Genomic DNA, 12,446 nt, shown 5'->3' on the forward strand with positions numbered 1-12,446 from the left:
TAGTTTATATTATGGGCAGTAGTTTTGGGTTGTCTGGCATTCCATTACGAGAGCTTCGGGCACATATCATCGAAGACGGCATCCTAAAACATACCTTTGTGATTGGCTTTCCAATGATTGGAATATTCCGTACTCAAGGTTTATGGACTTTTATTTGTCATTTTATGATGAAAGGACCAGAAGAGCTTTATCCGAAACCTCACCCTATGTACGGTACCATTGATCCTTTTACACAACTGACTTATTGTCAAAATGTTCAAGGCGCAAAAGAAAGCTGGGAAGAGACCTGGAAGTCATTTCGGATCATTTATCACTATAATTGGGTTCCAGCATTGTTTTCTTATCCCTTTGATGTGTGTAACTTTGTGGCGCGAAGAATTTTATTGCATATCAAACCATTGCCTGTTTGGCATGATGATGTGATAAGAAAAAATAAAATGAATTTACAGCGGCCAGAAGAAATCAGTGCAAAAGATAATTTTGAATTTACGATGTTTAAAATGATGGATAAATAAAAAGCTCTTTCGATTTTTCAATATAAATTAAGGGAATAGGCTGAAGAGGATTACCACCTAACGCCTACATCAAAGTCACGTAAGCATTGTATTAGCTTATTATTTATTGATTTCAATTTGATGCGAAAAAATAAAGCTGAATTGGAGCGGGTCCTTTTGATAGAGATACACTGTTGGTAAGCAATATTGAGATGATTGATACTTCACTAGAATCAAATAACCAAAATGGAACGTATAAAGTTTAAATTAATTTATACAACGAAATGCGGTATCTTGGCTTCCATCAATAGTATTGCCATGCTCTTTGAACATAGCGGATGGAGGGGCTTTTTGACGGTAAATATTCATGCCATCACCACCAGCAGCATTATCACCACCTTGTGGAAAGGAGCTGCGCAAGACTTTTTCTGTGCCATCTTTAGGGCCTTGTGGATTCTTAACAGGTGACTCTGCATAGTAGTTTTCGCTATACCAATCTCTGACCCATTCAGTATTATTTGTCACCATATCGTAGATTCCCAAAGGATTTGGTGATACTTTTCCTAATATAGGAAGATGTCCATAATTATTATACCCATATTTAACAGAATTGGTTTTGAGTTGTTCATAGCTTGCAATATTTACCCCATTTTTCATGGTGCCATCATTGGTTGCATAGAGAAGGTATTGTCCACGGTTTCGGGCAGCATATTCCCATTGTGCTTCTGTCGGTAAATCCATTTTTTGCCCCATTTGATTGCCTAACCACTGACAATACTTTTGTGCATTGTACCAATTTGCACCTGCTGGGAGTTTATGAAAAATTTCCTTTGGATAGTCTTCTAAATAATCTGGTTGTACTTGATTGGTGGCCTTGAGATAGATCAAATAATCTTGCAAAGTAATTTTATTATTGGTCATCTTAAAGCTGTCTAAGACCACTTTATGCGGTGGTTTATTATCCTTATCAGATGAATAACCTACATAGCTATTATAGGGAGGTGTCTCGACATTGCCTTTGGGATTCGTTACTGCCACACTATCTGGAGCTGTTTTTTCTAGTTCTTTGGTGATGGTGCCGAAATCTCCCATAATGAATGAACCACCTTGTATATTCACCATATTTTTCTTTGTGCGCTCGACAAGCTCATGAATTTCACTCTGTAAATTTGGATCTGTAACTTTCTGATTGGCTTGCTTTTGAGAAGATGCATTTGGCTCTGATGGCGTTTTAGCACAAGCCGCTAATGTCAGGCTTGAGAGGAAAATAAAAGCGAATTTTCGATTAATCATATTTTTTAAAATTATAGAGTTGTTTAAATATTATCAAAGAATAAAACAAATTTAATATTTCAAAAAGTAAGTTTTTATATTTATTGAGTCAACTCTAAATATGGCTACCAGCTAAGATTTACATCAAGGTCATGCAAGCATTATCTTAATTTTACTTAACCCGAAGCAAGATTAATTGATCCATGGCGTAACACACTGGTCAACTCGTACAGCCTCTTTGTTTGATATGACAATTTGCATGAATGGTTTAGATGGGCTTTGTTGCTCAAATCTACCGTTAAAGGCTTATTCAACATTATAATTCTCAAATGAATAAGTCCACATCTAAAATCTATCGCACAACCAATTGGCCTTCTTATAACAGAGCATTAATCAATCGAGGAAATATCTCTATTTGGTTTGATCCCAAAACTCAATGGTACGCTCAACCAAAGGGCAAGCATGGTCGAAATCAAACCTATTCTGATGCTGCTATCCAATGCTGTCTGATGATTAAATCTCTATTCCGTTTGTCTTTACGTATGGTCACTGGCTCTGTTGAAAGTTTTATTCATCTTTGTAGATTAGATTGGACAGCCCCGAATATCAGTGATATTCGTATTCCACCATTTGTAGAAGACAAAAGCATATTGATATTGCAATCAGCTACCAAAAAAAAGTAGCGATGGGCTGCATCTACTCGTAGACTCTACAGGCATGAGGTTTCTAGGTGAGGGCGAATGGAAACGCAAGAAACATGGAGCTGAATATCGTCGCCAATGTCGTAAACTACATATTGGTATAGATGCTAAAACCCTACAAATACGCGCTATTCAGCTCACAACCAATAATGTCAGTGATTCACAGGTGCTTGGTGATTTACTTAATCAGATTCCATAACATGAGCAAATTGACTCTGTTTATACCGATGGAGCTTATGACACCAAGCAATGCCGTCAGGTCATTGCAGATCGGCAAGCGCATGCGGTGATTCCACCTAGAAAAAATGCGAAACCATGGAAAGATACAAAGAGTAGCTCGCTAGAGCGAAATGAATTATTTCGAACAATTAAACGTTTAGGCAAGACACTATGGAAAAAATGGTCAGGCTATCATCGGCGAAGTTTGGTTGAAACTAAGATGCATTGCATCAAATTATTAGGAGATAAACTCAGTGCAAGGAGTTTTGATAGCCAAGTGAATGAGATCCATGCACGTGTAGCAGTCCTTAACAGAGTTACGGAATTAGGTCGACCACTTACCTAAGTTACGCCTTAAATTTAGCTTAATTAGGGGCGCTTTGCATTTCAAATCTTTGTGCAACAAAGCCCTTTTGATAAACAACCTAAATGGCTTCAGAGTGTGGAGTATAAATGTCAGGTCGCGGAAGATGACCCGTACATCGTTGATGCATTTACGACTTATCGGTTAGATATTTATTGTTGTGTTATAAAATCTTGATTTTTATACTTAATTTTTAGCCATTTAAAAGTAAAGTGAAGTTAAATTATATAGATCACAAATCCTATAAAGAAAAGCTCTCTATATTACAGTGCAGCATATTGCAAAAAAGAAATAAAAAACCCATGAATCATTATAATTCATGGGTTTATATATTAAATCATTGCAAAGTTGAGCATATGATTACAAAAAATTGGTGGGCCCACACAGACTTGAACTGTGGACCAACGGATTATGAGTCCGCTGCTCTAACCAACTGAGCTATAGGCCCTATATTCTGAATGTGTTATTTATCAACAAGTTCAGACGCAAAGCATACTAGCGAAGATTTTTTTAAAAGACAAGCCTTTTTCTTCACGGCTGCACACTAACACAACAAATTGGCTGTAGTTGCAGCAGTTGAGCTTGGATTAGACCAAAATGCACAAAGTGCCGAATCCTATCGTGATGTAAATCACGACAAAAGTTATCAAACAGTCAAAATAACCTTATAATAATGCCCATTCTTGTCAGTACCGTGCTCAACAGCGCATAGATTGGTACTGGCCTCACATTTTTAAGTCAATGTCCTACAGTTATTCGGCTTAAGTTTTCATTTTTATGTGTTGCACTGACACATAAGAATATTTAGGTGCCCACATGGAAATTAAGGTTAATTATCTCGATAACCTTCGACAAGAAGCCAAATTTGATGACTTCACGGTAATTGCCGACCAACCCATTCGCTATAAAGGCGATGGCTCTGCTCCCGGACCATTCGATTACTTTTTGGCGTCGTCAGCATTATGTGCAGCGTATTTTGTAAAAGTGTATTGTGCGGCGCGAGACATTCCGACAGACAATATTCGCTTATCTCAAAACAATATTGTTGATCCTGAAAACCGCTATAAGCAAATTTTCAAAATCCAAATCGAACTACCTGCGGATATTTCAGAAAAAGACCGTCAAGGCATTTTGCGTTCAATTGACCGCTGTACGGTTAAAAAAGTGATTCAGACTGGTCCTGAGTTTGTTATTGAGGAAGTAGAAAGCATTGATGCAGATGCACAAGCTTTACTTATGCCAAATTTAGCGTCAGAAAGTACCACGTTTATTCCGGGTAAAGATCTGCCATTAGAAGAAACCATTGCCAATATGTCAGGTATTTTGGCTGGTTTAGGCATGAAGATTGAAATTGCATCATGGCGTAACATCGTGCCGAATGTTTGGTCTCTACATATTCGTGATGCACAATCGCCAATGTGTTTTACCAATGGTAAAGGCTCAACCAAAGAAAGCGCATTAGCTTCGGCTTTGGGTGAATTTATTGAACGTCTCAATTGCAACTTCTTCTATAACGACCAGTTCTGGGGTGAAGAGATTGCCAATGCTGACTTTGTGCATTACCCAGATGAAAAATGGTTCCAACCCGGCCCAGAAGGCGAGTTACCTGTCGAAATTTTGGATGACTACACACGTGAAATTTATAACCCAGAAAATGAGTTATTAGGTACACATCTATATGACACCAATTCAGGAAATATAGCACGCGGTATTTGCTCTCTTCCATTTGTCCGTCAGTCCGACGGTGAAACAGTGTATTTCCCATCAAACTTGATTGAAAATTTATACTTGTCAAACGGGATGAGTGCAGGGAATACCTTGGCTGAGGCTCAAGTGCAATGTTTATCGGAAATCTTTGAGCGTGCGGTCAAACGTGAGATTTTAGAAGGTGAATTGGCTCTACCAGATGTCCCTGAAGAGGTTTTAGCCAAATATCCAAGTATTGTTGCGGGTATTCAAGGCTTAGAAGAACAAGGTTTTCCTGTATTGGTAAAAGATGCTTCACTTGGTGGTCAGTACCCTGTGATGTGCGTAACCTTAATGAACCCACGTACAGGTGGTGTATTTGCTTCATTTGGTGCACATCCAAAACTTGAAGTGGCTTTAGAGCGTAGTTTAACTGAGCTTCTACAAGGTCGCAGTTTTGAAGGTCTAAACGATCTACCAAAACCAACGTTTAGTTCAAATGCAGTCACAGAGCCGAATAACTTTGTAGAACACTTTATTGACTCAAGTGGTTTGGTGTCTTGGAAATTCTTTAGCGCACAATCAGACTATGATTTTGTAGAGTGGGATTTCACATCTGAAGGTGAAAATGCCAATGCGGAAGAAGCTGCAGCGATGTTTGCGATCCTAAAAGATATGGGCAAAGAAGCATATATGGCGGTCTACCAGCATCTAGGTGCTACGGCATGCCGTATTTTGGTTCCGGGTTATTCTGAAGTGTATTTGGTTGAAGACTTGGTTTGGGATAACACCAACAAAGCTTTGGACTTCCGTGAAGATATTTTAAACATTCATCGCCTAGATGAAGATGAGTTAGTGTCACTGGTTGAGCGCTTAGAAGAGCTTGAGGTGGATGATTACACGGATATTGTGACGCTCATCGGGATTGAGTTTGATGACAATACCGTATGGGGCCAATTAACGGTTCTTGAGCTCAAACTACTGATCTATATTGCCTTACAAGAATTTGAAGAAGCAAAAGAGTTGGTCGAAACCTTCCTTCAGTACAACACTAATACAGTTGAACGTGGTTTGTTCTATCAATGCATGAATGTGGTTTTAGAAGTTGAATTGGACGATGACTTAGATCTCAATGACTATGAACATAATTTCCGTCGTATGTTTGGTGACGAACGTATGGATGCAGTGATTGGTTCAATGGATGGCAGTCTTCGCTTCTACGGTTTAACTGAAACCAATATGCAACTTGAAGGTTTAGATCGTCATTTACGTCTGATTGATAGCTATAAAAAATTGCATGCTGCACGTGCGAAGTTTGCCAGTCAGAACGTTTAAATCTGGGCTTGTGAATAACGTTACTCATGTGATCATCTATTTGAAAAAACTCTCCTAAAGGGGAGTTTTTTTTGTGCGAAATTTGCTGAAAATTAATCTATATCTGTGATGTTGATATTAATAAAAATCCTTATAACTCAGGTGAATATAAGGGAGGCTTAAAAATAACCGATTATCCGAAATTGTGTCATTTTAAAGTAAAGATATTTGACTCATTGGAAAAATATGATAATAAATTAGCTATGGCGTGTTTAGGCATGATCATAATATTTCAGGACGAAATATTCAGAAGCACATTAATAAATAAATGGGAGTTTTAACAACATGCTTCAATTATTCAGAAAACTATTTTGCATGCATATTTACGAATACGAGCAAATGGAAGAAATCGGTTCGCACAAGGAATGTCGTAAGTGCGGTGTGACAAAGTAATGCAGAGTCTAAGCCGAAAAAAAAGTGAGCGAAAGCTCACTTTTTTAATGCCGGTCAATATTGAAATCATTAAAATAGAAATACATTCACAGTTTTCATGCAGATATGAGTAAAGATTTTCAAGCCGAGCGTTATACCGTCGATGCCAATATGGCAGATACCATTGCATGGTTATTACAACATCAAGATTGCTTTGAATCTTTTCATTATGATGCGATTCAGCAGCAATTGGTGGTTCAACATGCTAATGGTCAAGACATCATTCGTGAAGGGGATTATTTAAATGCAGGCTATGGAATTTTAATAACAGCACATAACTTTGCGAAGTAATCGATATATTTTCCATACTCATGGTGATTCAACCATTCATTTATTCGCACCATCTCTTGCATTGCACATTGAAACCTACCACTGATCATTCAATTGAACTAAGCCCCGAACTTCGGGGCTTATTTTAAGCCATTTGCATGGCATCAGTTGAAAGCTGTGCAGCATTTGGTTTGGGCTGTTCAGCCACTAAACCGAGTTTGCTAAATAAAAGCTGATCTTTGCCTTCGCCTGCATTTGGCGTGGTCAGTAGTTTTTCACCAGAAAAGAGTGAATTTGCACCTGCCATAAATGCCAAAGCTTGTTCTGAATCACTCAGGGATTCACGACCTGCAGAGAGTCGAATATAGCTTTTTGGCATAATGATCCGTGCGACTGCAATGGTGCGAATCCATTCGATCACATCAAGTTTCTCAACCTCTGCAAGTGGGGTACCTTGAATAGGGACAAGGAGATTAATCGGCACGGATTCAGGATGAATCGGCAGCGTTGCCAACTCCATCAAAAAGGCGATACGGTCATCACGGCTTTCACCTAAGCCCACAATTCCGCCGCTACAGATTTTCATTCCAGATTGGCGAACATAGTCTAGCGTCGTTAAACGGTCATCATAGCTACGCGTGCTAATGATATTGGGATAATACTCACGAGAGGTATCGAGGTTATGGTTGTAATAATCTAAGCCTGCCTCATGTAGGCGCTCTGCTTGAGACTGATTCAGCATGCCAAGGGTCATACAGGTTTCAAGTCCCAGCGCTTTGACTTCACGCACCATTTCTAGCACATAGGGCATGTCCCGTTCATGTGGATTGCGCCATGCAGCGCCCATACAAAAACGCGAAGAACCTGAGGCAAGCGCAGCTTTCGCTTCATTGATGACTTTTTCCACAGCCAGACGTTTTTCAGCTTCTAATCCAGAGTCATAATGTGCAGACTGAGAGCAATATTTACAGTCTTCAGGGCACTTACCGGTTTTAATCGAAAGTAAGGTGCTGACTTGAATATGATTGGCTTGGAAATATTCACGGTGAATGGTCTGTGCTTGGAATAATAAATCCATCAATGGTTGTTGATACAACTCTTGTATTTCTGGATGTGTCCAGTCATTTCGGTAGCTCATAAATGATCCATATTTTCTGCCTAATGCAGATCATCATACGTAAAATTTGCAGACTTCCAAGACTATTTTGTAACATTGCAATTTAGCTAAAATGCATTGAAATGACTTTTTCAAGAACTTTTGATATTTAAGATGCTTGCAAAGTTATGCTAAATGACAGCACAATCGCTGCAATGTTTATTTTGAGCTAAAAAATTAATTTTCTTGGATTACGTCACTAAGTTTTAGCTTAAATGAAAACTTTGTAAGGATCTGGAAAATAGAGAATAAAAGTCCTTAAAGCATTTTTGAGTTTTGTTCTGCAATTGCCCAATCAATATGAACTTGCACAATCGCATCATGTTTTTCGCGAGAATTTTTTAATGATTGCACAATATTTGAACTGTATGGTGCATTGCCTAAGCCAATGGCGATATTTCGCATAAAGCTTTGATAGCCTGTTCGTCGGATAGGACTGCCTTCAGTACAGCTTAAAAAAGTGGCTTCATTCCATTGCCAAAGATCTAATAAACTCACTTGGTCGAGGCCATGACGTGGATAAAAGTCCTCAATTTGAGTTTTATGCGCAAAGCTATTCCATGGACAGATAAGTTGACAGTCATCACAGCCAAACACACGGTTGCCAATGCCACGGCGTAATTCTTCAGGAATGATGCCTTTATATTCGATGGTTAAGTAGGCAATGCATTTACGTGCATCTAACATATAGGGCTCAACGATGGCCTGAGTTGGACAGATATCAATACAAGCTGTGCATGAACCACAATGTTTGGTTGCCGGAGAATCAAAAGGCAAATCGAGTGATGTAAACAGCTCACCTAATACAAAAAATGAGCCTGATTTTTTATGGATCAGTAAGGTGTGTTTGCCTGTCCAGCCCATGCCTGCATTTTCAGCTAAGGATTTTTCAAACACTGGTGCAGAGTCGGCAAAGGGTCTAGATTCAAACTCTCCGATTTTTTCACGGATAATATTCGACAAGGTTTTTAAACGACCGCGCATGACTTTGTGGTAGTCACGACCTCGTGCATAGCGTGCAATGATGGCTGAGTTTGGTTCATCTGGAACGTAACGTGGTTTTGGTGTCTCGACCAAATAGTCCATGCGGACACAAATGATACTGCGGGTGCCGGGGACTAAAAGTGCAGGATTGGCACGTTTTTCAAGGTTTTCCTCTAGGAATTTCATATCGCCATGATAACCACGTTCTAAATATTCTTTAAAACGAGGGAGTTCCTCTTGAGCATCTGGCTTTGCGATGACACAATCAGAAAAACCTAAATTTAAGGCTTGTGCTTTAATCCATGCTTTTAGGGTTTCTGGATCATATTGATCGACAGGAATTTTTTGTGCAGGAGTTGAAGCGGCCATAATCATAACAAGGAAAAACAATGCGTCTGCAAGTTTACCATAGCCCTGTTTATCTTAGCCAAAGTATTCAAGCTTGGGAGCAGCGTTGGTTTGCTCAGCACAATAGCAGTTATGGTCTGATGCAGCAGTTCGCATGGTCGATTGCTCAGCAACTCATTCCAAGGTTAAAGCAGCAAAATTTAAAAAATATCGCTGTATGTTGTGGACAGGGCAATAACGCAGGAGATGGCTATCTTACAGCGCAATACCTACAGCAAGCAGGCTTTCAAGTCGATATTTACGCCGCTGAAATTGGAGCATCGAAAGATTTACATTCTGCTGTACAAGAAGCGATAGATCACAAGCTCAAGATCTATACACATTTTGATTTTCAGCATGACTATGACGTTTATATCGACGCATTATTTGGTATTGGACTCAATCGTGAACTTTCTAGTGAATGGCAAGCCATTATTCAACGATTGAATGCATGCACGGGACTCAAAGTTGCGATTGATATTCCAAGCGGATTACATGCCAATACAGGGCGGCCTTTACCCATCGCATTTCAAGCCGATTATACCTTTACGGCATTGGGTCTAAAAGCAGGGCTATTTACAGGTCAAGCGAAGGAATATGCAGGTGAAGTTTCGGTGATGGCATGTATACCGACTGATGCAGAGTTAGAGCCACTCGCTTATTTGTCTCCGCAGAAAATCACTTTACCTGAGCGACAAGCTTTTGGTCATAAAGGCAGTTATGGCCATGTTTTGGTTGTTGGTGGGCATGCTGAAATGGGTGGGGCGGTGATAATGGCTGCTGAGGCTGCATTCCATGCAGGTGCAGGAAAGGTCACCGTTGTTTGTGATGCACGACATCACACCGCTATTTTGGCGCGCGCACCGAATATTATGCTACGCGATATCAATGCATTAAATGTAAAAGCGATTCAGCAACTGATCGATCATGTCGATGCGATTAGCTTTGGCATGGGGCTTGGTCGTGACAATTGGGCACAACAGCAGTTTAAGTCATGGTTTCCATTGATTCAGCAGTCAACCTTGGAAATTGTTTTGGATGCAGATGCATTATGGTTTCTAGCTGAAACACCTGAAAAATTGAATGCACGCACCTATGCAACGCCACATCCGGGTGAAGCTGCGAAATTACTGGGTATTACTACTGCTGAAGTTGAAGCAGATCGTGTACAAGCAATTCAGTATTTAAAAGAAAAATTTCAAGGTCAATGGGTGCTTAAAGGCGCAGGCAGCTTAATACTTGAAGATCAGCTTTGGATTTGCACCGCAGGTAATGCAGGAATGGGTACAGGCGGTATGGGAGATGTGCTTGCAGGGATGATTGCGAGTTTAAAAGCACAATTCCATCAGCAAATTCATCTGCACGAAATCGTAAGCCTGCATGCTTTAGCAGGTGATGTATTGGCGAAGCCGGGGATGCGTGGTTTGCAGGCACAGGATATGGCCCAAGCGGTTTATCATGTGGTCAATCATTCAGGAGATGAAGACTAAAATGCATGCGGTTAAATTGCGAATTCAAGGTAAAGTGCAGGGTGTTGGCTACCGTCGTTGGTTTGAGCAGCAAGCGCTTGCAATCGGTTTAAATGGCTATGTGAAAAATCTAGCGACGGGCGAAGTTGAAGCGCTGATTATTGGAACTGAAGACGCCATTCATAAAATACTGAAACACAGTCTGGTGGGGCCTTTACGAGCAGACGTGACTAAAATCGATCAGCAAGAAATTCCACTGCATGAATTAGACTATAGCGGTTTTAAAATGATTCGCTAAGTTTGATCACTAGATTGAGTGGGGTTTTGAAAACAGTCTGAATTACTGAGCTATATGATTTGAGGAATATTTACCGACGTCGAGTGCTTACACGGCTTCGGCCACGAGCCATACCACCTAAGGCATTCAGTACAGCCATTTTACTCATACTACCAGACGCATGCGCATGACAAATTGCGGCAGCCAAAGCATCGGCTGCATCCTGCTGGGGTTTGATGCTTAGGTTCAGAATGCGCATAACCATCATTTGGACTTGTTCTTTATCAGCAGCCCCATAGCCGACCACAGATTGTTTGATTTGACGTGCAGTATATTCAGCGACTTGTAAATCTAAATTGGTTAAAGCGGCAATGGCAGCACCACGTGCTTGACCTAATTTTAAGGCCGAGTCAGGGTTTTGAGCCATAAATACTTGTTCAACCGCAGCTTCAGTAGGCCCGTGAAACTTTACGATGCGATCAATACCAGCGAAAATACGTTTTAAGCGTTCAGGCATTTCTGTTGTTTCGGTACGAATGGTGCCAGCATCGACAAAACGTAGTTTAGAACCATCCTTTTCGATGATGCCGTAACCAGTTAGGCGAGACCCAGGGTCAATACCGATAATTAATGACATGTTTGCCCTATTTGCCCTTTAAAAATAAAATAATGCCCATATTGTTACATAAGCGTGTCAAAAAAGCTTGATAGTGATTGAGCAGTTGAACGCAACACCTTAAATTAATTTACTGAGATTTGTTTAATTTTCATGAAATTATTTCTTCTGATTTTAGCAGGCTTGATCCTGGAAGTGTTTGTCTGGATCGGTGTGGGCGACCTCGTCGGCAGCATGTGGTATGTCTTTTTCTGGTTCGTGGCGGCCTTCTTTATAGGGATGAATATTATCCGTAAATATTCATCAGGTCTGATGCCTCAAATGCAGCAAATGCAAGCAGGTCAAATGAGTAATGATCCAGCTTTAACTGGAAATTTACCAAAAATTTTGGCTGGTTTCTTATTGCTGTTACCGGGTCTAATCTCAGATATTATGGCATTACTTATTTTGATTCCACCTGTACAAAATGCCATGAAAGCAGTCATGATGAAAACAATGATGAAGCGTCAGCAAGCCATGATGGAAAAAATGATGGGTGGCATGATGGGCGATATGGGAGGCATGGGCGGTGCTCAAGGTCAGAACCCATTTGCAGATATGATGCGTCAAATGCAAGATATGCAAAATCAGCAATCAGGTCGTGATTCATCCGTTATTGATGGTGAAGCTCGTGAAGTGACGCCAGATGCGAAACAAATTGAACTGAAAGATGTCAATAAAAAATAAGTAACTCAGTATGAAAGGC

9 protein-coding genes, 1 tRNA gene and 2 pseudogenes are annotated in these 12,446 nt (G+C 40.2%); 7 read left to right on the top strand and 5 right to left on the bottom strand.

Annotation, left to right across the window (positions count from 1 at the left end; genetic code table 11):
• A pseudogene (locus FTT99_RS08115) lies at positions 1 to 515 on the top strand (hypothetical protein); the annotation flags it as partial.
• Positions 516 to 761: 246 nt separating this feature from the next.
• Here FTT99_RS08115 and FTT99_RS08120 read toward each other — a convergent pair.
• Positions 762 to 1,787: an SUMF1/EgtB/PvdO family nonheme iron enzyme gene (locus FTT99_RS08120; protein ID WP_180108268.1), complete on the bottom strand. Its 1,026-nt coding sequence runs from the start codon at positions 1,785 to 1,787 to the stop codon at positions 762 to 764.
• Positions 1,788 to 2,095: 308 nt separating this feature from the next.
• On the opposite strand from FTT99_RS08120, the pseudogene FTT99_RS08125 reads away from it, so the two are divergent.
• Positions 2,096 to 3,032 (top strand): annotated as a pseudogene (locus tag FTT99_RS08125) (IS5 family transposase).
• A gap of 389 nt (positions 3,033 to 3,421) precedes the next feature.
• Here the strand turns inward: FTT99_RS08125 and FTT99_RS08130 are convergent.
• Positions 3,422 to 3,498: transfer RNA gene (locus FTT99_RS08130), tRNA-Ile, on the bottom strand.
• Positions 3,499 to 3,866: 368 nt separating this feature from the next.
• Between FTT99_RS08130 and FTT99_RS08135 the strand changes: the two genes are divergently transcribed.
• Both FTT99_RS08135 and FTT99_RS08140 read left to right on the top strand, forming a co-directional pair.
• Positions 3,867 to 6,071, top strand: coding sequence for an OsmC domain/YcaO domain-containing protein (locus FTT99_RS08135; protein WP_180129558.1), 2,205 nt, complete (start codon positions 3,867 to 3,869; stop codon positions 6,069 to 6,071).
• A gap of 537 nt (positions 6,072 to 6,608) precedes the next feature.
• Positions 6,609 to 6,833 carry a hypothetical protein gene (locus FTT99_RS08140; RefSeq protein WP_078192886.1) on the top strand — a complete coding sequence of 75 codons (225 nt, stop codon included), beginning with the start codon at positions 6,609 to 6,611 and terminating at the stop codon, positions 6,831 to 6,833.
• 124 nt (positions 6,834 to 6,957) lie between these two features.
• Here FTT99_RS08140 and bioB read toward each other — a convergent pair whose 3' ends face one another.
• Complete coding sequence (bioB, locus tag FTT99_RS08145) at positions 6,958 to 7,950, bottom strand: biotin synthase BioB (RefSeq protein ID WP_180129557.1); 993 nt, start codon at positions 7,948 to 7,950, stop codon at positions 6,958 to 6,960.
• Positions 7,951 to 8,226: 276 nt separating this feature from the next.
• Positions 8,227 to 9,321: a tRNA epoxyqueuosine(34) reductase QueG gene (gene queG / locus FTT99_RS08150; protein WP_180129556.1), complete on the bottom strand. Its 1,095-nt coding sequence runs from the start codon at positions 9,319 to 9,321 to the stop codon at positions 8,227 to 8,229.
• 20 nt (positions 9,322 to 9,341) lie between these two features.
• Between queG and FTT99_RS08155 the strand changes: the two genes are divergently transcribed.
• Both FTT99_RS08155 and FTT99_RS08160 read left to right on the top strand, forming a co-directional pair.
• A complete protein-coding gene (locus tag FTT99_RS08155) occupies positions 9,342 to 10,829 on the top strand; it encodes an NAD(P)H-hydrate dehydratase (RefSeq protein ID WP_180129555.1) in 1,488 nt (495 codons plus the stop codon).
• 1 nt (position 10,830) lies between these two features.
• Complete coding sequence (locus FTT99_RS08160) at positions 10,831 to 11,106, top strand: acylphosphatase (RefSeq protein ID WP_180129567.1); 276 nt, start codon at positions 10,831 to 10,833, stop codon at positions 11,104 to 11,106.
• Positions 11,107 to 11,176: 70 nt separating this feature from the next.
• Here the strand turns inward: FTT99_RS08160 and ruvC are convergent, their stop codons facing one another.
• Positions 11,177 to 11,722, bottom strand: coding sequence for a crossover junction endodeoxyribonuclease RuvC (gene ruvC / locus FTT99_RS08165; protein WP_078189034.1), 546 nt, complete (start codon positions 11,720 to 11,722; stop codon positions 11,177 to 11,179).
• A 132-nt stretch (positions 11,723 to 11,854) separates the two neighbouring features.
• On the opposite strand from ruvC, the gene FTT99_RS08170 reads away from it, so the two are divergent.
• Positions 11,855 to 12,427 carry an FxsA family protein gene (locus FTT99_RS08170; RefSeq protein WP_078192890.1) on the top strand — a complete coding sequence of 191 codons (573 nt, stop codon included), beginning with the start codon at positions 11,855 to 11,857 and terminating at the stop codon, positions 12,425 to 12,427.
• The last annotated feature ends 19 nt before the right edge of the window (positions 12,428 to 12,446 follow it).

It is taken from the genome of Acinetobacter sp. YH12040 (assembly GCF_013420005.1).
GTDB lineage: Bacteria > Pseudomonadota > Gammaproteobacteria > Pseudomonadales > Moraxellaceae > Acinetobacter > Acinetobacter amyesii.

What these genes read in the sequence shown, in the direction of transcription:
- FTT99_RS08135 (WP_180129558.1), top strand. Translation starts at nt 3,867, where the DNA reads ATGGAAATTAAGGTTAATTATCTCGATAACCTTCGACAAGAAGCCAAA.
- FTT99_RS08170 (WP_078192890.1), top strand. Translation starts at nt 11,855, where the DNA reads ATGAAATTATTTCTTCTGATTTTAGCAGGCTTGATCCTGGAAGTGTTT.
- FTT99_RS08140 (WP_078192886.1), top strand. Translation starts at nt 6,609, where the DNA reads ATGAGTAAAGATTTTCAAGCCGAGCGTTATACCGTCGATGCCAATATG.
- FTT99_RS08120 (WP_180108268.1), bottom strand. Translation starts at nt 1,787, where the DNA reads ATGATTAATCGAAAATTCGCTTTTATTTTCCTCTCAAGCCTGACATTA.
- ruvC (WP_078189034.1), bottom strand. Translation starts at nt 11,722, where the DNA reads ATGTCATTAATTATCGGTATTGACCCTGGGTCTCGCCTAACTGGTTAC.
- FTT99_RS08160 (WP_180129567.1), top strand. Translation starts at nt 10,831, where the DNA reads ATGCATGCGGTTAAATTGCGAATTCAAGGTAAAGTGCAGGGTGTTGGC.
- bioB (WP_180129557.1), bottom strand. Translation starts at nt 7,950, where the DNA reads ATGAGCTACCGAAATGACTGGACACATCCAGAAATACAAGAGTTGTAT.
- queG (WP_180129556.1), bottom strand. Translation starts at nt 9,321, where the DNA reads ATGGCCGCTTCAACTCCTGCACAAAAAATTCCTGTCGATCAATATGAT.
- FTT99_RS08155 (WP_180129555.1), top strand. Translation starts at nt 9,342, where the DNA reads ATGCGTCTGCAAGTTTACCATAGCCCTGTTTATCTTAGCCAAAGTATT.